The sequence below is a fragment of the Pseudomonas sp. RV120224-01b genome (genome assembly GCF_003208145.1).
Lineage (GTDB): Bacteria > Pseudomonadota > Gammaproteobacteria > Pseudomonadales > Pseudomonadaceae > Aquipseudomonas > Aquipseudomonas monteilii.
On the sequence record NZ_QKMQ01000020.1, the window covers coordinates 50167 to 72296 of the forward strand.

The window sequence follows — 22130 nt, forward strand, 5'->3', positions numbered from 1 at the left end:
TCGCAGGCCGACGTACGGCAGCCGGGCAATCGACCAACGGATCAAAGATTGATCAAAAAGCTGTTATAAAGTTGCGCGCCCAACACATAACTATTCATAAGAGCTTCATCTATGCCGCCTTTATTCAAGACATGGCTGACCCTCTGTCTATTATTGCCCCTGGCCGCCCACGCCACCAATCGTGAGCAACGTCTTCCCAACGGTTTCACCGGCTACACCACCAATGCCTCGGTGAGACATGCGCCAACCAAGCAGGCCACCCTGCGCGCGCGCCCGAGCAACGCTGCCAGCAGTCGCGGTGCGCCTGTTGCTGCCATGTCGCCGAAGCAGAGCAGCGATGTGCTCAGCCGTGCGGTGAATGTGCTCGGCACCCCTTACGTTTGGGGTGGCAGCAGCCCGAAAAAAGGCTTCGACTGCAGTGGCCTGGTCAAATACGCCTTCAACGATGTTGCCGACGTCGACCTGCCGCGTACCTCCAATGCCATGGCCCAAGGCCACGGCGTGAAGGTGGCCAAGGGTGACCTGAAGCCTGGTGACTTGATCTTCTTCAACATCAAGAGCCGCCGGGTGAACCATGTTGCCATCTACCTGGGCAACGACCGCTTCATCCATGCGCCACGGCGTGGCAAGCGGGTGAGCATCGACACCCTGAGCAAGCCTTACTGGCAAAAGCACTACGTAGTGGCCAAGCGGGTGCTGCCCAAAGAACAGCAGCAGCTGAGCCTGGCCAAGCGCTGACCCTTGCTCTGTCTGTACTGGCCCTATCGCCGGCAAGCCAGCTCCCACAGGTTCCTTCACAGTTTTCAAAAGCTGTGCTGTACCTGTGGGAGCTGGCTTGCCGGCGATAGGGCCAGAGCAAGCACTATAAATTCTCGATCAACCCTTTCTGCTTCAGCCCTCGCATTGCCCCCTCCATCGTCCGCATCCCTTCTGCACCACCCGCCTGCATCACCGAACACAATTGCGCCATCCGCCCCTCACGCACCAGGTTACGCACCGCTGTCGTCGCCACCAGCACTTCCCGCACCGCCACCCGCCCGCCACCTACGCGCCTGACCAGCACCTGCGCCACCACCAGGCGCAGCGACTCGGCCAGCATCGCCCGCACCAACGGCTTTTCCTCGGCAGCAAACACCTCCACCAACCGATCAACGCTGTTGACTGCCGAACGCGTATGCACCGTCGCCAGCACCAGGTGCCCGGTCTCTGCCGCGCGCAAAGCCAGGCGAACGGTCTCCAGGTCGCGCAATTCGCCGATCATGATCACATCCGGGTCCTGTCGCAGGGCACTGCGCAGCCCCTGGGCAAAGCCGCCGCTGTGGCGGCCAATCTCACGCTGATTGACCAGGCTGCGTTGGCTGCTGTGGATAACTTCGACCGGGTCTTCGAGGGTGATGATGTGCAGCGCCCGTTCGCGGTTCAGCTGGTCAAGCAGCGACGCCAAGGTGCTGGACTTGCCGCTGCCGGTTGGCCCACCCACCAGGATCAAGCCATCTCGGCAGTGCGCAACAGCTTGATACACATCCCCCAGGTCCAGTTCATCTAGCGTGGCAATCCGCCCGGGGATCAGCCGAAAGGTTGCCCCGGGGCCATTCAGCTGACGAAACAGGTTCAGCCGAAAACGACCGAGCGCGGGCAACGCCAGCGCCAGGTCCAGTTCATCACCCTCGGCCCATTGCCGCCTTTGCTGCTCTGCCAACAAGGGCGCCATGCCATCGGCCAGGTCTGCTGCCACCAGCGGCGGCAAGTTCATGCGCTGCAATTCACCGTCCAGGCGCAGCATCGGTATCTGGCCCGCCGCCAGGTGCAGGTCCGAAGCCCCCGCCTCCACGGCCCGGGCCAACAGGTCGGTCACATCCATGAGACTCCCCAAAGGCCTTCAAGTAGGTAGAATGCCGCAAACCCTACAGCTGCCGGCATCCATCCATGTCCACCCTAGCAGACAACCTTTCCGCGATTTCCGCCCGTATCGCCAGTGCTGCCCAGGCAGCCGGGCGTGATCCGGCCAGCGTCCAGCTGCTGGCTGTGAGCAAGACCAAGCCCGCCAGCGCCATCCGCGAGGTCCATGCTGCCGGCGTGCGTGACTTCGGGGAAAATTACCTACAGGAAGCGCTGACAAAGCAGCAGGCGCTCAGCGACTTGCCCTTGATCTGGCACTTCATTGGCCCCATTCAGTCGAACAAGACCAAAGCCATTGCCGAGCATTTCGACTGGGTGCATTCCGTGGACCGCCTGAAAATCGCCCAACGCCTGTCCGAGCAGCGCCCTGCCGGGCTGGCGCCACTGAACATCTGCCTGCAGGTGAATGTCAGCGGCGAAGACAGCAAGTCCGGCTGCGCCCCCGCCGACCTGCCGGCCCTGGCCAAGGCCGTGGCCGCGCTGCCCAACCTGCGCCTGCGCGGGCTGATGGCAATCCCCGAACCCACTGATGATCGCGCCGCCCAGGAGGCCGCCTTCGCCAGCCTGCGCACGCTGCAAGAAGGCTTGGGCCTTGGCCTGGATACCTTGTCGATGGGCATGAGCCACGACCTGGAAGCGGCGATTGCTCAGGGTGCGACCTGGGTGCGTATCGGTACCGCCCTGTTCGGTGCACGCGACTACGGCAACACCTGATTCCATGCTTCACTCACTCTTTTCCACAAGGACCTGACATGAGCAAGACTCGCATTGCCTTTATCGGCGCCGGCAACATGGCCGCCAGCCTGATCGGTGGTCTGCGTGCCCAGGGCCTGGACGCCTCGCAGATCCGCGCCAGCGACCCGGGCGCCGAGACCCGCAGCCGCATCCAGGCCGAGCACGGCATCGAAACGTTCGAGAACAACGCCCAGGCCATCGACGGTGCCGACGTCATCGTGCTGGCGGTCAAGCCGCAGGTCATGAAAGCCGTGTGCCAGGCCCTGCAACCCAACCTGCAGGATGGCCAGCTGATCGTGTCCATCGCCGCCGGCATCACCTGCGCCAGCCTGCAAAGCTGGGTGGGCGCTCGCCCGGTTGTGCGCTGCATGCCCAACACCCCGGCGCTGCTGCGTCAGGGCGTGAGCGGCCTGTACGCCACCGCTGAGGTGTCCGGCGAACAGCGCCAGCAGGCCGAACAACTGCTGTCGGCCGTGGGCACTGCCCTTTGGCTGGAGCAGGAACAGCAACTGGATGCCGTGACTGCCGTGTCCGGCAGTGGCCCTGCGTACTTCTTCCTGCTGATCGAGGCCATGACAGCGGCAGGCGAAAAACTCGGCCTGCCACGCGAAACCGCCTCTCAGCTGACCTTGCAGACGGCTTTGGGCGCTGCGCGTATGGCGGTTGCCAGCGATGTCGATGCCGCCGAACTGCGCCGCCGCGTCACCTCGCCCGCCGGCACCACGGAAGCGGCGATCAAGTCGTTCCAGGCCAGCGGCTTCGAAGCCATCGTCGAGCAGGCACTGCAGGCTGCGGCCACGCGCTCTGCCGAGCTGGCCGAACAACTGGGCAAATAAGGAGCCTTAGATGAATGCACTGTCCGGTGCCGCGATCTTCGTGGTGCAAACCTTGGTCAGCCTGTACCTGGTGATCGTCCTGCTGCGCTTCGTGCTGCAGCTGGTCAAGGCCAACTTCTACAACCCGCTTTGCCAGTTCGCGGTGCGCGCCACCCAGCCGCTGCTCAAGCCGATCCGCCGGGTCATCCCCAGTGTCGGCGGGCTCGACACCTCGTCGCTGCTGCTGGCAATCGTTATCCAGGCCCTGCTGATGGGCTTCGTGCTGATGGTCACCTACGGCACGTTCGGCGACATCCTGCACTTGCTGATGTGGGCGATCATCGGCATCACCTCGCTGTTCCTGAAGATTTTCTGGGTGGCGATGATCGTGATGGTGATCGTTTCGTGGGTCGCGCCCAACAGCCATAACCCGGCGGCCGAGCTGGCCTACCAGATCAGCGAGCCGGTGCTGGCACCGTTCCGCCGCCTCGTGCCTAACCTGGGCGGCATGGATATCTCGCCGATCTTCGCCTTCCTGGCGATCCAGGTGATCCAGTCGTTCGTCATGCCCCCGCTGGCCGCCTACGCCGGCATGCCACAGGAACTGTGGCGCATGATCTGACCCTGGTTGCCCCCAGCGGCAAGCCTTTGCTTGCCGCTGGGGGTAGCGCTCTTTAGACTTACGCCTCCGTCAAGCGTGAGCAGGGTCGATGTCCACTGTCTTTCCCGAAGATTCCGTCGGTCTGGTAGTACCGCAAACCGCCCGGTTCGATGAACCGCTGGCCCTGGCCTGTGGCCGTTCCCTGGCCAGTTACGAGCTGGTCTACGAGACCTATGGCACCCTGAACGCCAGCGCGAGCAACGCCGTGCTGATCTGCCATGCCCTTTCCGGCCACCACCATGCCGCTGGCTACCATGCCGACACCGACCGCAAGCCGGGTTGGTGGGACAGCTGCATTGGCCCTGGCAAGCCCATCGACACCAACCGCTTCTTCGTGGTCAGCCTGAACAACCTCGGCGGCTGCAACGGCAGCACCGGCCCCAGCAGCATCAACCCGGCCACCGGCAAGCCCTATGGCGCCGATTTCCCGGTGCTGACTGTCGAAGACTGGGTGCACAGCCAGGCACGCCTGGCAGACCGCCTGGGCATTGCGCAATGGGCGGCCATCGTCGGCGGCAGCCTGGGTGGCATGCAGGCACTGCAATGGACCATGACCTACCCCGAGCGTGTGCGCCATTGTGTCGACATCGCCTCGGCGCCCAAGCTGTCAGCGCAGAACATTGCCTTCAACGAAGTGGCACGCCAGGCCATCCTTACCGACCCCGAATTCCACGGCGGTTCGTTCCAGGACCAGGGCGTGATCCCCAAGCGCGGCCTGATGCTGGCGCGCATGGTCGGCCACATCACCTACCTGTCGGACGACTCGATGGGTGAAAAATTCGGCCGTGAGCTCAAGAGCGACAAGCTCAACTACGACTTCCACAGTGTCGAGTTCCAGGTCGAAAGCTACCTGCGCTACCAAGGCGAGGAGTTTTCTGGCCGTTTCGACGCCAATACCTACCTGCTGATGACCAAGGCGCTGGACTATTTCGACCCGGCCGCCGCCCAGGGCGGTGACCTGGCTGCCACGCTGGCCAACGTCAAGGCGGACTACTGCATCATGTCGTTCACGACCGACTGGCGCTTCTCGCCGGCCCGTTCGCGCGAAATCGTCGACGCCCTGATGGCGGCCCGCAAGAACGTGTGTTACCTGGAGATCGACTCGCCTTACGGGCACGATGCCTTCCTGATCCCCACACCTCGCTACATGCAGGGTTTCTCGAACTACATGAACCGCATTGCCATCTGAGGACAGCATGAGAGCCGATCTGGAAATCATCCACGACTGGATCCCCGCCGGCAGCCGGGTACTCGACCTGGGCTGCGGCAGCGGCGAACTGCTGGCCTCGCTGCGTGACCGCAAGCAGGTCACCGGCTATGGCCTGGAGATCGACGCCGACAACATCGCCGCATGCGTGGCCAAGGGCGTCAACGTCATCGAGCAGGACCTGGACAAAGGCCTGGGCAACTTCGCCAGCAACAGTTTCGACGTAGTGATCATGACCCAGGCCCTGCAGGCCGTGGAGTACCCCGACCGCATCCTCGACGAGATGCTGCGCGTGGGCCGCCAGTGCATCATCACCTTCCCGAACTTCGGCCATTGGCGCTGCCGCTGGTACCTGGCCACCAAGGGACGCATGCCGGTATCGGACTTCATGCCGTATACCTGGTACAACACGCCGAACATCCACTTCTGCACCTTCGCCGACTTCGAAGAGCTGGTGCACGAGCGCAGGGCCAAGGTGCTCGACCGCCTGGCCGTCGATCACTTGCACCGCAACGGGTGGGGTGGCCGGCTTTGGCCTAATCTTCTAGGTGAGATCGGCATCTATCGCGTCAGCAGCCCGGGCCTGCAAGAGCACCAGCTCGCGGTCTGACGCCCACCGGAGGAATCGCCCCATGCGTCGCCTAGCCCTGTTCCTGATCAGCCTGTGCCTGGCCTTGCCGGTACTGGCTGCCGATGCCGCCCGGCCCGAGCGCAAGGAAGTGTTTGGCGACGTGACGGTGCACTACAGCGCGTTCACGTCGAGCATGCTCACGCCCGAGGTGGCCGCAGCCACCGGCCTGGTGCGCAGCAAGAACCAGGGCGTGCTCAACATTGCCGTACTCAAGGCCAACAAACCTGCCACAGCGGTGGTCAGCGGCACGGTCAAGGACCTGACCGGGCGTAGCAGCCCACTGTCGTTCAAACAGATTACCGAACAGGGCGCGGTGTACTACATCGCCCAGTTCAAGATCGAACAGCCAGAAACCGTTACCTTCGACCTGAATATCGAAACCGGCGGTATCAGCAATTCCCTTAGCTTCAACCAGGAAGTGTTCCCAGGCGAATGATGAATTTCCAGCAACTCGTATTGGCCAGCCACAACGCCGGCAAACTCAAGGAACTGCAGGCCATGCTCGGCCAGTCCGTGCAACTGCGCTCGATTGGCGAATTCAGCCAGGTAGAGCCAGAAGAAACCGGCCTGTCGTTCGTTGAAAATGCCATTCTCAAGGCGCGTAACGCCGCACGTATCTCCGGCCTGCCGGCCTTGGCTGACGATTCCGGCCTGGCGGTGGACTTCCTTGGTGGTGCGCCGGGTATCTACTCGGCGCGCTACGCCGACGGCAAGGGTGACGCGGCCAACAATGCCAAGCTGCTCGAAGCCTTGAAGGACGTGCCCGAAGCCGAGCGCGGTGCGCAGTTTGTCTGCGTACTGGCGCTGGTGCGCCACGCCGACGACCCGCTGCCGATCCTGTGCGAAGGCCTGTGGCACGGCAGCATCCTGTTCGAGGCCAGCGGCGAGCACGGCTTTGGCTATGACCCGCTGTTCTGGGTGCCGGAGCGCAACTGCTCCAGCGCCGACCTGGCCCCTGTGGACAAAAACCAGCTCAGCCACCGCGCCCGCGCCATGGCCCTGCTGCGCCAACGTCTGGGCCTGGCATGATCGCAACGCTGTCCACCCCCGGCGCGGCGGGTTTCACCAGCCTGCCGCCGCTGGCGCTGTACATCCACATTCCGTGGTGCGTACGCAAGTGCCCTTACTGCGACTTCAACTCCCACGCTGCCGGGCCTGAACTACCGGAAGACGCCTACGTCACAGCACTACTGGACGACCTCGATCAGGAGCTGGCTGCCGTACAGGGCCGCCCGATCAGTTCGATCTTCTTCGGTGGCGGTACGCCCAGCCTGTTCAGTGCCAACGCCCTGGGCCGGCTGCTGCGAGGCGTGGAACAACGCATCCCGTTCGCACCCGACATCGAAATCACCCTGGAAGCCAACCCGGGCACCTTCGAGCAGGACAAGTTCAAGGCCTACCGGCAAACCGGCATCAACCGCCTGTCCATCGGCGTGCAAAGTTTCCAGCCCGCCAAGCTGGAGGCGCTGGGGCGCATCCACAATGGCGATGAAGCGGTCCGTGCTGCCGGCATGGCGCGTGCGGCCGGCTTCGACAACTTCAACATGGACCTGATGCACGGCCTGCCCGACCAGTCGCTGGAGGATGCGCTGGGCGACCTGCGCCAGGCCATCGACCTGGGGCCGACGCACCTGTCGTGGTACCAGCTGACCGTGGAGCCAAACACGGTGTTCTGGAACCAGCCGCCTGAGCTGCCCGAGGACGACATCCTTTGGGATATTCAGGAAGCCGGCCAGGCACTGATGGCCGAGCATGGCTTCCGCCAGTACGAGGTATCGGCCTACGCCCAGGCGGGCCGCGCTGCCCGGCACAACCTGAACTACTGGCGCTTCGGCGACTTCATCGGCATCGGCGCTGGTGCCCACGGCAAGCTGACTTTCGCCGACGGGCGCATCCTGCGTACCTGGAAGACCCGCCTGCCCAAGGATTACCTGAACCTGGCCAAGCCATTCAAGGCCGGCGAGAAGCTGCTGCCGGTGGACGAGCTGCCATTCGAGTTCCTGATGAACGCCCTGCGCCTGACCGACGGAGTGGAAGCCGAGCTGTTCACCCAGGGCACCGGTTTGCCACTGGAGCAACTGCGCGAGGCACGCCGCGCCGCCGAACAAAAGGGCCTTTTGCAGGTCGAACCGGATCGACTGATGGCCACGCCGAGGGGCCAGTTGTTCCTCAATGACCTGCTGCAGTATTTCTTGACCTAAGGATGACCCATGGATCTGGTACTTGATCTGCTCGCGACGGTTTCCCGCTGGAGCCGCGGTAACCTGTCGGAGATTTCACTGGCCTTGGTAGGCTGCCTGCTGGTGCTGTTTGGTAGCGATGTCAAAGCCTGGGCCGAGCAGCGGCTAGGTGGCTTGGCAGGCGCCCTGCGCGTGCCGTTCATGGCGCTGATGGTGATGATCGGCAGCGGTGCGGCGCTGATCTACGCCACGCCGTGGGTGGTGAAGGGGTTGAGCCAGTTCAACAACTACGCGCTGGCGCCGGTGCTGGTGGTGGTGCTGGTGTTGATTGGTGTGGTGGCGGATCGCCGCGGGTAAGCATTGCTAAAAGCTGCCCCGGGATACCAGGGCAGCCCTACCACCTGACTAGCCTTTAACGGGCATCATCAAAGTGGTCGCGCATGAAGTCCCGAACAGTCTTGAACACAATCAAGATCCGGACAAGCTTCCAGGCGCGGCTCAGCGCATCAAGCAAACGCTTCATATGCCTTGGCCTCCGTGTTGGCGGGCCAATCTTCCAGCATCTAACCGGCACTTCGATGCCTTCGAAAACCGGGGGAGTGTTTTCGGTGAAGTGGCCAGGTTGATGGCCCTTCGATTTCAGTTACCGGCACGGTTCTCAGGCCGTGTCGAAGGGGCCAGAAAGCAGAATTCTTCTCCTACCCGGCCCATCACCGAACTCATCCCCACAGGAGCAGCTTGATGATACTTGGTGTGCACTGCCAAAGCTGTTAGACGCTTCGACACACTTAATGCTGGATGTTTCTCATTATTGACGAGCAATCTCAGCCTGCCTATGATCTTTTGACCGTGGGGGTGTTTTCGGTGATACCCAAGAGCGAAGGATACTCAGTCCTGTCGCTCACACAAAAAAACCGCTCTTCTCAGAGCGGTTTTTTTTCGCCTGCATTTCTGCAAGCTCCAGCGCATCGAATGGCTAGTTCAGCCGATCAATCCACCTTCTCGAACTTCAAATCCCAGACCCCATGCCCCAGTCGTTCGCCGCGGCGTTCGAACTTGGTGATCGGGCGCTCTTCCGGGCGTGGCACGTAAGTGCCGTCGGCTGCACGGTTGCGATAGCCCGGGGCAGCGCTCATCACTTCCAGCATGTACTCGGCATACGGCTCCCAGTCGGTGGCCATGTGGAACACACCACCAGGCTTGAGCTTGCGACGTACCAGCTCGGCAAACTCCAGCTGCACGATGCGGCGCTTGTGATGACGCGCCTTGTGCCATGGGTCGGGGAAGAACAGCATCAAGCGGTCGAGGCTGTTGTCCGCCACGCAGCGGTTCAGCACTTCAATGGCATCGCAGTCGTATACCCGCAGGTTCTTCAGGCCCTGGGTCAGCACGCCGTTGAGCAGCGCGCCCACACCCGGGCGGTGCACTTCCACGCCGATAAAGTCCTGCTCAGGCGCGGCAGCGGCCATTTCCAGCAGGGAATGGCCCATGCCAAAGCCGATCTCCAGGGTGCGCGGCGCTGAGCGGCCGAACACCTGGTCGTAGTCCACCGGGCTTTCAGCCAGCGGCAGGATGTACAGCGGGCCGCCCTGGTCCAGGCCGCGTTGCTGGCCTTCGGTCATGCGCCCGGCGCGCATCACGAAGCTCTTGATGCGGCGGTGTGGGCGGGCGTCGCCGTCGGGGGTGATCGGCGTATCGTGCGATTCAGTCATCAGGGGCTCTTACTTGATCAGACCATCCAGCGGCGAAGAGGCGCTGGCATAGAGTTTCTTCGGCATGCGGCCGGCCAGGTAGGCCAGGCGACCGGCGACGATGGCGTGCTTCATGGCTTCAGCCATCATCACCGGCTGCTGGGCGTGGGCAATGGCCGAGTTCATCAGCACGGCCTCGCAACCCATTTCCATGGCGATGGTGGCATCGGATGCGGTGCCCACGCCGGCATCGACCAGCACCGGGACTTTGGATTCTTCCAGGATGATCTGCAGGTTGTAGGGGTTGCAGATACCCAGGCCGGTACCAATCAGGCCAGCCAGTGGCATCACCGCGATGCAGCCGGCTTCGGCCAGTTGGCGAGCAATGATCGGGTCATCGCTGGTGTACACCATCACGTCGAAACCTTCCTTGACCAGCACTTCGGCGGCCTTGAGGGTTTCGATCACGTTGGGGAACAGGGTTTTCTGGTCGGCCAGCACTTCCAGCTTTACCAGCGTGCGAGATTCGTGCGATTTGCGGCCATCGAGCAGCTCGCGGGCCAGACGGCAAGTGCGTACCGCTTCCACCGCGTCAAAGCAGCCGGCAGTGTTTGGCAGGATGGTGTACTTGTCGGGCGACAGTACGTCGAGCAGGTTCGGCTCGCCCGCATTCTGGCCAAGGTTGGTGCGGCGCACGGCGACGGTGACGATTTCGGAGCCCGATGCCTCTGTGGCCAGGCGGGTTTCTTCCATGTCACGGTACTTGCCGGTGCCCACCAGCAGGCGCGACTGGAAAGTACGCCCGGCCAGGGTGAAGGGCTTGTCGCTACGAACGTTGCTCATCGTTGTTCCTCGGGAAAGGTTGCAGGGCTAGCTTGTGAACCGCAGGGCTGCTGTCAGCCGCCACCAATGGCGTGGACCACTTCGACCTGGTCGCCGTCGTTAAGCAGCGTGCTGTCGTGCTGGCTGCGCGGCACGATGTCCAGGTTCAGTTCCACTGCGACACGGCGCCCGGCAAGCTCCAGGCGCGTCAGCAGGGCTGCAACGCTTTCGCCAGCAGGCAGTTCGTAAGGTTCACCGTTCAGTTGAATGCGCATGCGCACGGCCACCATTGTTCTTTGGGGCCCGCATTCTAGCGCCGAACCGCCCTGCAACCCAAGGGCGGTGCGCGCCATTAGTCGCGATTGTGGACCACTCGGTCAGCCCAGCCGCCAGGCTGCCAGGCCCAGGCACAACCAGCCGGCCAGGAAGCACAGGCCGCCAATCGGGGTGATGATGCCCAGCTTGCCCAGGCCGCTGAGAGTCAGCAGGTACAGGCTGCCGGAGAACAGCACGATCCCCAGGGCAAACAGGCCGCCAGCCCAGCCCACCAGGCGCCCGGGCAGGTGTGCCGAGAGCACGGCAACGCCGAAGATCGCCAGGGCATGCACCAGCTGGTAGGTCACGCCGGTGTGGAAAATGGCCAGGTAGTCAGCCGTCAGACGGTTTTTCAGGCCGTGGGCGGCGAAGGCACCCAGGGCGACCCCGGTAAAGCCGAAAAAGGCGGCAAGCATCAGGAAGCTGCGAAGCATGGGACGACTCCTTGGATCGGGTCTGTATAATGGCCCCTTCCACCCGTACGGCCAAGCCATCGCCATGCTTCCAACTCTTCTGCGCCGCCTTTCCCGTGCCCTGCTCTGGTTCGCAGCCGGCAGCATCGTGCTGGTGCTGGTGTTCCGCTGGGTGCCACCGCCCGGTACGGCACTGATGGTCGAGCGCAAGGTGCAATCGTGGGTCAGCGGCGAGCCGATCGACCTGCAACGCGACTGGGAGCCGTGGGAGAACATCTCCGATGAACTGAAGGTTGCCGTCATTGCGGGCGAGGACCAGAAGTTCGCCAGCCATTGGGGGTTCGACATCCCGGCCATCCAGGCGGCGCTGGCTTATAACGAGCGCGGCGGCAGTGTTCGCGGTGCCAGCACCCTGACCCAGCAAGTGGCCAAGAACCTGTTTTTGTGGTCCGGGCGCAGCTGGTTCCGCAAAGGGCTGGAGGCGTGGTTCACGGCCTTGATCGAGCTGTTCTGGTCGAAGGAACGCATTCTTGAGGTTTATCTGAACAGTGCCGAATGGGGCAAGGGCGTGTTCGGCGCCCAAGCGGCGGCGCGCTATCACTTTGGCGTGGATGCCAGCAGGCTCAGCCGCCAGCAAGCGGCGCAACTGGCGGCGGTGCTGCCGAGCCCGATCAAGTGGAGTGCCAGTCGGCCAAGTGCCTATGTGGCGAGCCGGGCCGGGTGGATTCGCCGGCAGATGAGCCAGTTGGGTGGGCCTAGCTATCTGATGCAACTCGATACTTCACGCAAACTTTGAAGGCCTCTTCGCGGGCTCGCCCGCTCCCACAAGTTCAGCGCTGTCGTTGAGACGTGCACAGTACCTGTGGGAGCGGGCAAGCCCGCGAAGGGGCCGGCAAAGCCAACACAAATAAAAAAGCCGCCAACCCTACCCGGGCCAGCGGCTTTTCAATCAGCCAAGCTTGATCAGACCGCGATCAACGCCTTGACCTTGTTCATCGCATTCTTCTCCAGCTGGCGAATCCGCTCAGCCGAAACGCTGTACTTGTCTGCCAGTTCATGCAGCGTGGCCTTCTCTTCCGCCAACCAGCGCTGGTAGAGAATATCGCGGCTACGTTCATCCAGCCCTTGCAGCGCTTCGTGCAGGTTGCTGGTGGAGTTATCGCTCCAGTCGGCATCCTCCAGTTGCACCGCCGGGTCGTACCGGTGGTCTTCCAGGTAGTGCGCTGGCGACTGGAAGGCGCTGTCGTCATCCGCCTCGGCTGCCGGGTCGAACGCCATGTCCTGGCCACTCAAGCGGCTTTCCATCTCACGCACTTCGCGCGGCTCTACGCCAAGGCTTTCTGCCACGCGATGCACTTCGTCGTTGTTCAGCCAGGCCAGACGCTTCTTCTGGCTACGCAGGTTGAAGAACAGTTTGCGCTGGGCCTTGGTGGTCGCCACCTTGACGATACGCCAGTTGCGCAGGATGAATTCGTGGATTTCTGCCTTGATCCAGTGCACGGCGAACGACACCAGGCGCACGCCCATTTCCGGGTTGAAGCGCTTGACGGCTTTCATCAGGCCGACGTTGCCTTCCTGGATCAGGTCGGCCTGTGCCAGCCCGTAACCCGCATAGCTACGGGCGATGTGTACGACGAAACGCAGGTGGGCCATCACCATTTGACGAGCGGCCTCGACATCCTGCTCATAATAGAGACGCTCGCCCAGATCACGCTCCTGCTCGACCGTCAGCAGCGGGATGCTGTTGACCGTGTGCACATAGGCTTCCAGGTTTGCACCGGGCACCAGGGCATAGGCAGGTTGCAACGATGTGGTCATTCAAGAACCTCCGACTTACTAAACTCGCGCCTTGTGGGCGCTGCCAACATTGACCTGGAACGACGGTACAAGTTCCATAGTGAACAAAATGTCAATGCTGGCATGTAAAAACTATCGCGGTGCCAGCTCGTTCAGGTGACGAGCGACTGCGATCCATGCACCGATATACCCCAACAACACTGCTCCGATCAAGAGCGACAGACCATCGGACGCCGGCACCCCCCCCAGGGCGAAATCACTGCCATACAGCCCGGAAAGCCCTACAACCGCCTCGTTCAGCCAGTTCAGGCCAAACGCCAGGATGCCCCACGCCAACAGGCCCGCACCCAGGCCATACAGGGCCCCCATATACAGGAAAGGCCGGCGTACGTAGGCGTCGGTGCCGCCGACCAGCTTGATCACTTCGATCTCGATCCGGCGGTTTTCAATGTGTAGACGAATTGTGTTACCGATTACTAACAGCAGGGCAGAAATCAGCATCACGGCCAGGCCGAAGACGAAGCGGTCACCCAGCTTGAGGATGGCTGCCAGGCGCTCGACCCACACCAGGTCCAGTTGCGCCACTTCAACCCGTGGCAGCTCCGACAGACGCTGACGCAAAGCTTCCAGGGCCGGTTTGTCGACCTCGGTCGGGGTCACGACCACCACGCCAGGCAACGGGTTGTCGGGCAGTTCACGCAGGGCCTCGCCCAGGCCGGACTGCTGCTGAAATTCCTCCAGCGCCTGCTCACGGCTGACATATTGCGCGTCCGCCACACCGGGCATGCCCTTGATCTCATCCCGCAGCGCCTCACCATCACGGCTGCCGGCATCCAGCTTGAGGAACAGCGAAATTTGCGCGGCGCGCTGCCACGAGCCGCCAAGCTGCTCGATGTTCTTCAGCAGCAACGACAGGCCCATGGGCATGCTCAGCGCCACCGCCATCACCAGGCAGGTGAAAAAGCTGCCGATCGGCTGCTTGCCCAAGCGGCGCAGGCTGTCGGCCATGCTGGCACGGTGGCTTTCCAGCCAGGCATGCAGCAGCGTACGGAAATCCGGGCCATCATCGTCTTCGCCGCGCTTTTTCTTCGCCGGTTGCGGGTCAGCGGGCTTTGGTGCAACCCGCTCGGAAACCTTCGGCGTACGTGTAGTGCTCATTGCCCGGCCTCCCCATCGCCGATCAAGCGGCCGCGCTGCAAGGTCAGCATGCGGTGGCGCATGCGCGCAATCAGTGCCAGGTCGTGGCTGGCGATCAATACCGTGGTACCCAGGCGGTTGATGTCCTCGAACACGCCCATGATCTCTGCAGCCAGGCGCGGGTCGAGGTTACCGGTGGGTTCGTCGGCCAGCAGCAGGGCCGGCTGGTGGACGATGGCGCGGGCAATGCCTACCCGCTGCTGCTGCCCGGTGGACAGGTCGGCCGGGAACAGTTCGCCCTTGTCGGACAGCGATACACGCTCCAGGGCCGAATCCACGCGCTTGGCGATCTCGGCCTTGGACAGGCCGAGAATCTGCAGGGGCAAGGCGATGTTGTTGAACACCGTGCGGTCGAACAACAGCTGGTGGTTCTGAAACACCACGCCGATCTGCCGGCGCAGGAACGGGATCTGCGCATTGCTGATCTGGCCCAGGTCCTGCCCGGCCAGCATGAGCTTGCCGCTGGTCGGGCGCTCCATGGCCAGCAACAGGCGCAGCAAGGTGCTCTTGCCAGCGCCCGAGTGCCCGGTGACGAACAGGAACTCGCCCCGGCGCGCCCGGAAACTCAGCTCATGCAAACCCACATGACCATTGGGATAGCGCTTGGCAACCTGTTCGAATCGGATCATGGTCAGTCTCGCTCGGCGAACAGAGCCTTGACGAACGGCTCGGCTTCGAAGGTACGCAGGTCGTCGATGCCTTCACCCACACCGATGAAGCGGATCGGAATGTTGAACTGCTTGGCCAGGGCAAAGATCACCCCGCCCTTGGCAGTGCCGTCCAGCTTGGTCAGGGCCAGGCCAGTCAGTTCGACGCTCTGGTTGAAGTACTTGGCCTGGCTGATGGCGTTCTGGCCAGTACCGGCGTCGAGCACCAGCAGCACCTCGTGCGGCGCATCGGCGTCGAGCTTGCCGATAACCCGGCGGACCTTCTTCAGCTCTTCCATCAAGTTGTCTTTGGTGTGCAGGCGGCCGGCGGTGTCAGCGATCAGCACGTCGGCGCCACGGGCCTTGGCGGCTTGAACGGCGTCGAAGATCACCGACGCGGAGTCGGCACCGGTATGCTGGGCGATTACCGGAATCTGGTTACGCTCGCCCCACACTTGCAACTGCTCGACCGCTGCGGCACGGAAAGTATCGCCAGCGGCCAGCATCACTTTTTTGCCTTCCATCTGCAGCTTCTTGGCCAGCTTGCCGATGGTGGTGGTCTTGCCGGCGCCGTTCACGCCAACCACGAGGATGACGTAAGGCTTGTTTTGCGCCTGTACTTTAAGCGGCTGCTCGACCGGGCGCAGCAGTGCGGCCAGCTCTTCCTGCAGCGACTTGTACAGGGCATCGGCGTCGGCCAACTGCTTGCGCGCGACCTTCTGGGTCAGGTTCTGGACGATGGCCGAGGTGGCTTCCACGCCGACGTCCGCAGTCAGCAAACGGGTCTCGATCTCGTCGAGCAGGTCGTCGTCGATGACTTTCTTGCCCAGGAACAGGCTGGCCATGCCCTCGCCGATGCTGGCGCTGGTCTTCGACAGGCCCTGCTTCAGGCGGGCGAAGAAGCCGGGTTTGGCTTGTTCGACAACGGCTGGGGCAGCGACAGGGGCCGGCTCTGGCTCGACAGGCGCTGCTACCGGGCGATCGGGGATTGCTGGCGGGGCCTTTGGCTCCAGGTCGGGAACCAGAGCAACGGGCTCTTCGGCAACGGGCAGGACCAGGTTGCTGACAGGGGGCTCGACGGCATGAATGACTGGGGCTGCTACAGGTGCAGGGGTTTCGACCTGCGGGGCGGCAGGCTCTGCATTCGCGGGCACGCCCGCTCCCACAGGGGCCGGGGTTGGCTCAGGGGCCTGGGTAACCACAGGGGCAGGTGCCGGCTCGAATACCGGAGTCGCCACTGGCGCCGTTGCAGGCTCAGAGGCCAAGGCTGGCTCGGCAGCCCGAGGGGCCTCAGCTACAGCTGCGGGGGCTGCTGCAACCACCGGCTCGACCGGAGCGGCTTCAGGGCGCTCGACGGCGGGCTGCGGCGCTACGGGTTCTGCAGCCTGGGGTTCGGGGGCTTGTGGCTGTTCGGCGACAGGTTGCTGCGGCTTCTTTCGAAACCAGCTGAACAGGCCTTTCTTTTCGCCAGCCTCGGCCGGCGCTTTTTTGTCGTCGTTGGAACCAAACATGGAGGACGGCTATCTCAGGGTAGCGATGAGCCAGCAATGGCACATCGGGAATTCTCTCTACGCAGAACAGACTATCTTGAAGCCTGCTGGTTCATGCGCAACGTTTTGTCTTAGTGTCCTGTGGGCCAGAACGGCGACAGGCATGGTCGCCAGGCAACCGGATCAGTATCCTAGCACCTCCTGGCCCGTCGACGCTAAACCCAGCGGGCCGCCGAACAGGTTAAACACCGTATGAATGCTCTAGCCCGCCGCGCCGCTGGCCTGTTGTTCGGCACGCTCTGCCTGCCGCTCGCGGCCCTCGCCGCCGATGTGCAACCCACCCACGAATTCATTCTCGACAATGGCCTGAAAGTGGTCGTGCGCGAAGACCACCGCGCCCCGGTGGTGGTCTCGCAGATCTGGTACAAGGTGGGTTCCAGCTACGAAACCCCGGGCCAGACCGGCTTGTCCCACGCGCTGGAGCACATGATGTTCAAGGGCAGCGCCAAGGTCGGCCCCGGCGAAGCTTCGCGCATCCTGCGTGACCTGGGCGCCGACGAAAACGCCTTCACCAGCGACGACTACACCGCTTACTACCAGGTGCTGGCCCGCGACCGCCTGCCGGTAGCCCTGGAGCTGGAGGCTGACCGCCTGGCCAGCCTGCGCCTGCCCGCCGACGAGTTCAGCCGCGAAATCGAGGTGATCAAGGAAGAGCGCCGCCTGCGTACGGACGACCAGCCCAATCAAAAAGCGTTTGAGCTGTTCCGCGCCATGGCCTACCCGGCCAGCGGCTACCACACCCCGACCATCGGCTGGATGGCCGACCTTGAACGTATGAAGGTCGAGGAGCTGCGCCACTGGTACGAGTCCTGGTACGCGCCCAACAACGCGACGCTGGTGGTGGTCGGCGATGTGACCGCCGACGAGGTCAAGGGCCTGGCGCAGAAGTATTTCGGCAGCATTCCGAAGCGCGCCGTGCCACCGGCCAAACTGCCCCTGGAACTGGCCGAACCTGGCCAGCGCCAGTTGACCCTGCATGTACGCACCCAACTGCCCAGCCTGATCTACGGCTTCAACGTGCCCGGCCTGCCCACCGCCAAGGACCCACGCACCGTGCACGCCCTGCGCCTGATCTCGGCCCTGCTCGACGGCGGCTACAGCGCCCGCATGCCGGCACGCCTGGAGCGTGGTCAGGAGCTGGTGGCCGGCGCTTCTTCCAGCTACAACGCCTTCACCCGCGGCGACAGCCTGTTCCTGATTTCGGCTACGCCGAACGTGCAGAAGCAGAAAACCCTCGCCGATGTCGAAAAAGGCATCTGGCAGTTGCTTGAAGAACTCAAGACCACCCCGCCCAGCGCCGAAGAGCTCGAACGCGTACGCGCTCAGGTCATCGCAGGCCTGGTCTACGACCGCGACTCCATCAGCAGCCAGGCCACCACCATCGGCCAGCTGGAAACCGTCGGCCTGTCCTGGAAGCTGATCGACAGCGAGCTGGACGAGCTCAAGCGTGTCACCCCGCAGGACATCCAGAACGCCGCGCGCACCTATTTCACCCGCGAACGCCTGAGCGTTGCCCATGTACTGCCCGAGGAGTCCGCTCATGAGTGATCGCCGCGCACCACGCCCAACACTGCTGGCCACGGGCATCCGCGCCCTGGCGCTGGCGACCGTGCTGGCCGCCCCGGCCATGGCCGACAACGCCGCCAAGGCCGACAGCAGCGCCGCTCGCCCAGCCAACACCTTGCAATCCTTGGCCGAACTGGATGGCAAGGCACCCAGCCGGCGCCAGTTGAACATTCAGCACTGGAACACCGCCGAAGGCGCCCGTGTGCTGTTCGTAGAAGCCCGCGAACTGCCCATGTTCGACCTGCGCGTCACCTTCGCCGCCGGCAGCAGCCAGGACGGCGTTACGCCAGGTGTGGCCGCACTGACCAACGCCATGCTCAACGAGGGCGTGGCCGGTAAAGACGTGACCGCCATCGCCGAAGGTTTCGAGGGCCTGGGGGCGGACTTTGGCAACGGTTCCTACCGCGACATGGCGGTGGCCTCGCTGCGCAGCCTCAGCGCCAAGGACAAGCGCGAACCGGCCCTCAAGCTGTTTACCGAGGTGGCGGGCAAGCCGACCTTCCCCGAAGACGCCCTCAAGCGCATCAAGAACCAGATGTTGGCCGGCTTCGAATACGAAAAGCAGAACCCCGGCAAGATCGCGGGCAAGGCGCTGTTCGGCAAGCTTTACGGCGACCACCCTTACGCCCACCCCAGCGACGGTACCGCCGAAAGCATCGAGGGCATCACCCTGGCACAGCTGCGCGCCTTCCATGCCAAAGCCTATACCGGCGGCAACGCGGTCATTGCGCTGGTCGGCGACCTGAGCCGCGCGGAAGCCGAAGCCATTGCGGCCCAGGTATCTGCCGGCCTGCCGAAGGGCCCGGCACTGGCCGCACCAGCCCAGCCCACTGACGCCAAGGCTGGCCTGACTCACATCGACTTCCCGTCCAAGCAAACCCACCTGATGCTGGCCGAACTGGGTATCGACCGCCAGGACCCGGACTGGCCAGCCCTGTCGCTGGGCAACCAGATCCTCGGCGGCGGTGCGTTCGGCACCCGCCTGATGAGCGAGGTACGTGAAAAGCGCGGCCTGACCTACGGCGTGTACTCGGTGTTCAGCCCGATGCAGGTGCGCGGCCCCTTCATGATCAACCTGCAAACCCGCGCCGAGCTGAGCGAAGGCACGCTGAAGCTGGTGCAGGACATTCTTTCCGACTACCTCAAACAGGGCCCTACCCAGCAAGAGCTGGACGATGCCAAGCGTGAACTGGCCGGCAGCTTCCCGCTGTCCAATGCCAGCAACGCCAGCATCGTCGGGCAACTGGGTGCAATCGGCTTCTACAACCTGCCGCTGACCTGGCTGGAGGACTTCATGCAGCAGTCCCAGGCCCTCACCGTCGAACAGGTCAAGGCGGCCATGAACAAACACCTGTCAGCCGATAAACTGGTGATCGTCACCGTTGGCCCGAAAGTGCCACAAAAACCGCTGCCAGCCCCCACTGACAAGCCCTCCGAGCAGCCGCTCGGGGTACCGGAGCACTAATGCCAAGATCCACCCCTCCCGCCCGCCCGCAATCGGGCCAAAGCAAGGGCCAGGGCCACCTGCGCATCATCGCCGGCGAGTGGCGCAGCCGCCGCCTGGCGGTGCCGGAAGGCGAAGGCCTGCGGCCAACGCCCGACCGCGTGCGGGAAACCGTGTTCAACTGGCTGGCACCTTACATCGAGGGCGCCCGCGTGCTGGACGCCTTCACCGGTAGCGGCGCCCTGGTGCTCGAAGCCCTGTCGCGCGGGGCCGAAGACGCCGTGGCGCTGGACAGCAACCCGGCAGCCATCGCCAACCTGAAGAACAACCTCGAAATCCTGCGCTGCCCGCGTGGGCAGATCCTGCAAACCGATGCCCTGCGCTACCTGCAAGGCCCGGCCAAGCAGCAGTTCGATGTGGTGTTCCTCGACCCGCCGTTCCACCAGGACCTGCTGGCCAACACCTGCAACCTGCTGGAGCAGAACCAGTGGCTGCGCGAACAGGCGTGGGTCTACACCGAAAGCGAAGCCGCGCCTTCAACCTTGCAACTGCCGGGCAACTGGCGCCTGCACCGCGAGAAGAAAACCGGTCAGGTGCACTACGCGCTCTGGCAAAGGGCCACAACCGACCAATAGCGCAGGTACTGTGGCGCTTTTTCATGGCACTCTAGGCAGGCACATCACGAGTCGCCCAGTATGCCCAGCCAAAGCGCCACATTTCGCCCGGCCACCGGCCTTTCCAACCCCCACCTGCAAACCCTGTGGGGGCCCCTGTGGCGCAAGCTGCCTGAACTGCAGCGCAACCGCGAGCGGCTGTGGCTGGCCGACGGCGACTTCATCGACCTCGACTGGCATGGCCCCCATGAACCCCATGCGCCACTGGTGCTTGTGCTGCATGGGCTGACCGGCTCGTCGCATTCACCCTATGTGAAAGGCTTGCAGCAAGCGCTGCAAGGGCGCGGTTGGGCCAGCGTGGCAGCGAACTGGCGCGGTTGCTCGGGCGAACCCAACCTGTTACCACGCAGCTACCACTCCGGCGCCAGTGAAGACCTGGCGGAAATTGTCAGCCACCTGCGCGCCCAACGCCCCTTGGCGCCACTGTATGCAGTGGGCTACTCGCTGGGTGGCAATGTACTGTTGAAATATCTGGGCGAAAGCGGGGTTGCCAGCCAACTGGAAGCAGCGGTTGCCGTGTCGGTGCCCTTTCGTCTGGACCACTGTGCCGACCGTATCGGCCAAGGGTTCTCCAAGGTGTATCAGGCGCACTTCATGCGCGAAATGCTGGCGTATGTGCAGCTCAAACAGCGGCACTTCCACGAGCATGGTCAGCATGATCGGCTGGCGGCGCTGGAGCGCCTGGGGCAACTGACCAACTTGCGCACCTTCTGGGACTTCGACGGCAAAGTCACCGCACCGCTTAACGGCTTTCGCGATGCGCACGACTACTATCGCCGCTCATCGAGCCACTTCTTCCTCGGCCAGAACCGCACGCCAACGCTGATCATCCATTCCAGCGATGACCCGTTCGTGTCCGGCCATAGCCTGCCAACGGCCCGTGAGCTGGCGCCACACACCTGCTTCGAACTGCACAGCCGCGGTGGTCATGTGGGCTTTGTCGATGGCAGCCTGCGAAATCCGGGGTACTACCTGGAGCGGCGGATTCCGCAGTGGCTGGTGAACGGCCAATAGGGCGCTTACCGATTACTCGCCAGTGGCTACGCCATGCTCCGGATCATTGATCCACTCGCTCCAGGACCCGGCATACAGCTTGCCCAACGGGTACCCCGCCAGCGCCAGCGCAAACAGGTTGTGGCAAGCCGTCACCCCAGACCCACAATAAGACACGAGCTGCTCCGGCGCGCGCCCGGCCAGCTTTTCGGCAAAGCGCTGCTTGAGCTGGTCCGCCGGCAAAAAGCGCCCATCAGCCCCCAGGTTGTCGGTAAACGCTGCGCACTGGGCCCCGGGAATATGCCCCGCCACCGGATCGATCGGCTCCACTTCACCGCGAAAACGTGGCAACGCGCGTGCATCGAGCAAGGTCAGGTCCGCAGCCCCCAGACGCTTGCCCAAGTGGTCGGCATCAATCAACAATTTGGCATCCGGTTCACCCTTGAAGGTGCCTTCGCGCTTCGGCGGTGGGTCCAGGCTCAGCGGCAGGTGCGCGGCATGCCAGGCCTTCAGGCCACCGTCGAGAATCGCCACACCGCTGCGCTTGCCCAGCCAGACCAACAGCCACCAGGCACGGGCGGCAAAGGCACCGGGGCCGTCGTCGTACAGCACCACCTCACTGTCGTTGTCCAGGCCCCACTCACGCAGGCGCGCGACCAGCCGCTGCGCATCGGGCAATGGGTGGCGCCCGGTGCGCCCCTTGCTCACCGGCCCGCTGAGGTCGCGGTCAAGGTCGGCAAAATGCGCCCCGGCGATATGCCCTTGGGCATAGCTGCGCTGGCCATAGTCCACATCCTCAAGGGCAAAGCGGCAGTCGAGAATCACCAGCTTGGGCGCGTCCAGGCGCTCGGCCAACTGCTGCGGGGTGATCAATTGCGCAAGGGGCATGACAA

General features: G+C 63.5%; 25 protein-coding genes. 15 read left to right on the forward strand and 10 right to left on the reverse strand.

Going from position 1 to position 22130, the window contains the following annotated elements:
• Positions 1-111 precede the first annotated feature (111 nt).
• Positions 112-738 (forward strand): C40 family peptidase, encoded by a 627-nt coding sequence (locus N436_RS24365; protein ID WP_105946449.1) that lies wholly within the window; start codon positions 112-114, stop codon positions 736-738.
• 124 nt (positions 739-862) lie between these two features.
• Here the strand turns inward: N436_RS24365 and N436_RS24370 are convergent, their stop codons facing one another.
• The gene (locus N436_RS24370; RefSeq protein ID WP_110742157.1) at positions 863-1861 is read right to left on the reverse strand and encodes a type IV pilus twitching motility protein PilT; all 999 of its coding nucleotides are present in this window, start codon (positions 1859-1861) and stop codon (positions 863-865) included.
• A 65-nt stretch (positions 1862-1926) separates the two neighbouring features.
• On the opposite strand from N436_RS24370, the gene N436_RS24375 reads away from it, so the two are divergent.
• The 9 genes from N436_RS24375 to N436_RS24415 all read left to right on the forward strand — a co-directional run bounded on the left by N436_RS24375 (position 1927) and on the right by N436_RS24415 (position 8485).
• Positions 1927-2613, forward strand: coding sequence for a YggS family pyridoxal phosphate-dependent enzyme (locus N436_RS24375; protein ID WP_110742158.1), 687 nt, complete (start codon positions 1927-1929; stop codon positions 2611-2613).
• 38 nt (positions 2614-2651) lie between these two features.
• Positions 2652-3470 (forward strand): pyrroline-5-carboxylate reductase, encoded by an 819-nt coding sequence (gene proC / locus N436_RS24380; RefSeq protein WP_105946452.1) that lies wholly within the window; start codon positions 2652-2654, stop codon positions 3468-3470.
• Positions 3471-3480: 10 nt separating this feature from the next.
• Positions 3481-4071 carry a YggT family protein gene (locus N436_RS24385; protein ID WP_012274648.1) on the forward strand — a complete coding sequence of 197 codons (591 nt, stop codon included), beginning with the start codon at positions 3481-3483 and terminating at the stop codon, positions 4069-4071.
• 88 nt (positions 4072-4159) lie between these two features.
• Complete coding sequence (locus N436_RS24390) at positions 4160-5299, forward strand: homoserine O-acetyltransferase (RefSeq protein WP_110742159.1); 1140 nt, start codon at positions 4160-4162, stop codon at positions 5297-5299.
• Between the two features lie 7 nt (positions 5300-5306).
• Positions 5307-5927, forward strand: a complete 621-nt coding sequence (gene metW, locus N436_RS24395; protein ID WP_003249106.1) for a methionine biosynthesis protein MetW — start codon at positions 5307-5309, stop codon at positions 5925-5927.
• A 22-nt stretch (positions 5928-5949) separates the two neighbouring features.
• Positions 5950-6384, forward strand: a complete 435-nt coding sequence (locus N436_RS24400; protein ID WP_028698439.1) for a DUF4426 domain-containing protein — start codon at positions 5950-5952, stop codon at positions 6382-6384.
• The gene (gene rdgB, locus N436_RS24405; RefSeq protein WP_019097207.1) at positions 6381-6977 is read left to right on the forward strand and encodes an RdgB/HAM1 family non-canonical purine NTP pyrophosphatase; all 597 of its coding nucleotides are present in this window, start codon (positions 6381-6383) and stop codon (positions 6975-6977) included. Before N436_RS24400 ends, rdgB begins: the two co-directional genes overlap by 4 nt.
• Positions 6974-8149 (forward strand): radical SAM family heme chaperone HemW, encoded by a 1176-nt coding sequence (gene hemW, locus N436_RS24410; protein ID WP_110742160.1) that lies wholly within the window; start codon positions 6974-6976, stop codon positions 8147-8149. The genes rdgB and hemW overlap by 4 nt, the downstream gene beginning before the upstream one ends.
• A gap of 9 nt (positions 8150-8158) precedes the next feature.
• On the forward strand, positions 8159-8485 hold the full coding sequence (locus N436_RS24415) for a DUF3392 domain-containing protein (RefSeq protein ID WP_105946454.1): 327 nt from the start codon (positions 8159-8161) through the stop codon (positions 8483-8485).
• 632 nt (positions 8486-9117) lie between these two features.
• On the opposite strand, the gene trmB is transcribed toward N436_RS24415, so the two are convergent.
• From trmB to N436_RS24435, 4 genes are all read right to left on the reverse strand, one after another.
• Positions 9118-9840 (reverse strand): tRNA (guanosine(46)-N7)-methyltransferase TrmB, encoded by a 723-nt coding sequence (gene trmB / locus N436_RS24420; RefSeq protein WP_110742161.1) that lies wholly within the window; start codon positions 9838-9840, stop codon positions 9118-9120.
• 9 nt (positions 9841-9849) lie between these two features.
• Positions 9850-10662, reverse strand: coding sequence for a thiazole synthase (locus N436_RS24425; RefSeq protein WP_105946455.1), 813 nt, complete (start codon positions 10660-10662; stop codon positions 9850-9852).
• Between the two features lie 53 nt (positions 10663-10715).
• The gene (thiS, locus tag N436_RS24430; protein ID WP_012274654.1) at positions 10716-10916 is read right to left on the reverse strand and encodes a sulfur carrier protein ThiS; all 201 of its coding nucleotides are present in this window, start codon (positions 10914-10916) and stop codon (positions 10716-10718) included.
• A 102-nt stretch (positions 10917-11018) separates the two neighbouring features.
• The gene (locus N436_RS24435; RefSeq protein ID WP_060498067.1) at positions 11019-11390 is read right to left on the reverse strand and encodes a DUF423 domain-containing protein; all 372 of its coding nucleotides are present in this window, start codon (positions 11388-11390) and stop codon (positions 11019-11021) included.
• 64 nt (positions 11391-11454) lie between these two features.
• Here N436_RS24435 and mtgA point away from each other — a divergent pair, with 64 nt between their 5' ends.
• Positions 11455-12165 (forward strand): monofunctional biosynthetic peptidoglycan transglycosylase, encoded by a 711-nt coding sequence (mtgA, locus tag N436_RS24440; protein WP_110742162.1) that lies wholly within the window; start codon positions 11455-11457, stop codon positions 12163-12165.
• A 167-nt stretch (positions 12166-12332) separates the two neighbouring features.
• Here the strand turns inward: mtgA and rpoH are convergent, their stop codons facing one another.
• From rpoH to ftsY, 4 genes are all read right to left on the reverse strand, one after another.
• Positions 12333-13187 carry an RNA polymerase sigma factor RpoH gene (gene rpoH, locus N436_RS24450; RefSeq protein ID WP_015272155.1) on the reverse strand — a complete coding sequence of 285 codons (855 nt, stop codon included), beginning with the start codon at positions 13185-13187 and terminating at the stop codon, positions 12333-12335.
• A 111-nt stretch (positions 13188-13298) separates the two neighbouring features.
• On the reverse strand, positions 13299-14324 hold the full coding sequence (gene ftsX, locus N436_RS24455; RefSeq protein ID WP_016712522.1) for a permease-like cell division protein FtsX: 1026 nt from the start codon (positions 14322-14324) through the stop codon (positions 13299-13301).
• Positions 14321-14992 (reverse strand): cell division ATP-binding protein FtsE, encoded by a 672-nt coding sequence (ftsE, locus tag N436_RS24460; RefSeq protein ID WP_012274659.1) that lies wholly within the window; start codon positions 14990-14992, stop codon positions 14321-14323. The genes ftsX and ftsE overlap by 4 nt, the downstream gene beginning before the upstream one ends.
• A 2-nt stretch (positions 14993-14994) precedes the next feature.
• On the reverse strand, positions 14995-16521 hold the full coding sequence (gene ftsY / locus N436_RS24465; protein WP_110742163.1) for a signal recognition particle-docking protein FtsY: 1527 nt from the start codon (positions 16519-16521) through the stop codon (positions 14995-14997).
• Between the two features lie 231 nt (positions 16522-16752).
• Here ftsY and N436_RS24475 point away from each other — a divergent pair, with 231 nt between their 5' ends.
• Genes N436_RS24475 through N436_RS24490 form a run of 4 tightly spaced genes read left to right on the forward strand, consistent with a single transcriptional unit; the run spans position 16753 to position 21258 of the window.
• Positions 16753-18108 carry a pitrilysin family protein gene (locus N436_RS24475; protein ID WP_105946458.1) on the forward strand — a complete coding sequence of 452 codons (1356 nt, stop codon included), beginning with the start codon at positions 16753-16755 and terminating at the stop codon, positions 18106-18108.
• Positions 18101-19591 (forward strand): pitrilysin family protein, encoded by a 1491-nt coding sequence (locus N436_RS24480; RefSeq protein ID WP_110742164.1) that lies wholly within the window; start codon positions 18101-18103, stop codon positions 19589-19591. The genes N436_RS24475 and N436_RS24480 overlap by 8 nt, the downstream gene beginning before the upstream one ends.
• The gene (gene rsmD, locus N436_RS24485) at positions 19591-20205 is read left to right on the forward strand and encodes a 16S rRNA (guanine(966)-N(2))-methyltransferase RsmD (RefSeq protein ID WP_060498072.1); all 615 of its coding nucleotides are present in this window, start codon (positions 19591-19593) and stop codon (positions 20203-20205) included. The genes N436_RS24480 and rsmD overlap by 1 nt, the downstream gene beginning before the upstream one ends.
• A 60-nt stretch (positions 20206-20265) precedes the next feature.
• The gene (locus N436_RS24490) at positions 20266-21258 is read left to right on the forward strand and encodes a hydrolase (protein ID WP_110742165.1); all 993 of its coding nucleotides are present in this window, start codon (positions 20266-20268) and stop codon (positions 21256-21258) included.
• Positions 21259-21270: 12 nt separating this feature from the next.
• On the opposite strand, the gene N436_RS24495 is transcribed toward N436_RS24490, so the two are convergent.
• A complete protein-coding gene (locus N436_RS24495; RefSeq protein WP_110742166.1) occupies positions 21271-22125 on the reverse strand; it encodes a sulfurtransferase in 855 nt (284 codons plus the stop codon).
• Positions 22126-22130: the final 5 nt, after the last annotated feature.

Coding starts and splice junctions, on each gene's coding strand:
- thiS (WP_012274654.1), bottom strand. CDS start 10,916: ATGCGCATTCAACTGAACGGTGAACCTTACGAACTGCCTGCTGGCGAA.
- ftsE (WP_012274659.1), bottom strand. CDS start 14,992: ATGATCCGATTCGAACAGGTTGCCAAGCGCTATCCCAATGGTCATGTG.
- N436_RS24480 (WP_110742164.1), top strand. CDS start 18,101: ATGAGTGATCGCCGCGCACCACGCCCAACACTGCTGGCCACGGGCATC.
- N436_RS24390 (WP_110742159.1), top strand. CDS start 4,160: ATGTCCACTGTCTTTCCCGAAGATTCCGTCGGTCTGGTAGTACCGCAA.
- N436_RS24375 (WP_110742158.1), top strand. CDS start 1,927: ATGTCCACCCTAGCAGACAACCTTTCCGCGATTTCCGCCCGTATCGCC.
- proC (WP_105946452.1), top strand. CDS start 2,652: ATGAGCAAGACTCGCATTGCCTTTATCGGCGCCGGCAACATGGCCGCC.
- ftsX (WP_016712522.1), bottom strand. CDS start 14,324: ATGAGCACTACACGTACGCCGAAGGTTTCCGAGCGGGTTGCACCAAAG.
- mtgA (WP_110742162.1), top strand. CDS start 11,455: ATGCTTCCAACTCTTCTGCGCCGCCTTTCCCGTGCCCTGCTCTGGTTC.
- N436_RS24365 (WP_105946449.1), top strand. CDS start 112: ATGCCGCCTTTATTCAAGACATGGCTGACCCTCTGTCTATTATTGCCC.
- hemW (WP_110742160.1), top strand. CDS start 6,974: ATGATCGCAACGCTGTCCACCCCCGGCGCGGCGGGTTTCACCAGCCTG.
- N436_RS24475 (WP_105946458.1), top strand. CDS start 16,753: ATGAATGCTCTAGCCCGCCGCGCCGCTGGCCTGTTGTTCGGCACGCTC.
- N436_RS24400 (WP_028698439.1), top strand. CDS start 5,950: ATGCGTCGCCTAGCCCTGTTCCTGATCAGCCTGTGCCTGGCCTTGCCG.
- N436_RS24425 (WP_105946455.1), bottom strand. CDS start 10,662: ATGAGCAACGTTCGTAGCGACAAGCCCTTCACCCTGGCCGGGCGTACT.
- trmB (WP_110742161.1), bottom strand. CDS start 9,840: ATGACTGAATCGCACGATACGCCGATCACCCCCGACGGCGACGCCCGC.
- metW (WP_003249106.1), top strand. CDS start 5,307: ATGAGAGCCGATCTGGAAATCATCCACGACTGGATCCCCGCCGGCAGC.
- rpoH (WP_015272155.1), bottom strand. CDS start 13,187: ATGACCACATCGTTGCAACCTGCCTATGCCCTGGTGCCCGGTGCAAAC.
- N436_RS24370 (WP_110742157.1), bottom strand. CDS start 1,861: ATGGATGTGACCGACCTGTTGGCCCGGGCCGTGGAGGCGGGGGCTTCG.
- rdgB (WP_019097207.1), top strand. CDS start 6,381: ATGATGAATTTCCAGCAACTCGTATTGGCCAGCCACAACGCCGGCAAA.
- N436_RS24490 (WP_110742165.1), top strand. CDS start 20,266: ATGCCCAGCCAAAGCGCCACATTTCGCCCGGCCACCGGCCTTTCCAAC.
- N436_RS24435 (WP_060498067.1), bottom strand. CDS start 11,390: ATGCTTCGCAGCTTCCTGATGCTTGCCGCCTTTTTCGGCTTTACCGGG.
- ftsY (WP_110742163.1), bottom strand. CDS start 16,521: ATGTTTGGTTCCAACGACGACAAAAAAGCGCCGGCCGAGGCTGGCGAA.
- N436_RS24415 (WP_105946454.1), top strand. CDS start 8,159: ATGGATCTGGTACTTGATCTGCTCGCGACGGTTTCCCGCTGGAGCCGC.
- N436_RS24495 (WP_110742166.1), bottom strand. CDS start 22,125: ATGCCCCTTGCGCAATTGATCACCCCGCAGCAGTTGGCCGAGCGCCTG.
- rsmD (WP_060498072.1), top strand. CDS start 19,591: ATGCCAAGATCCACCCCTCCCGCCCGCCCGCAATCGGGCCAAAGCAAG.
- N436_RS24385 (WP_012274648.1), top strand. CDS start 3,481: ATGAATGCACTGTCCGGTGCCGCGATCTTCGTGGTGCAAACCTTGGTC.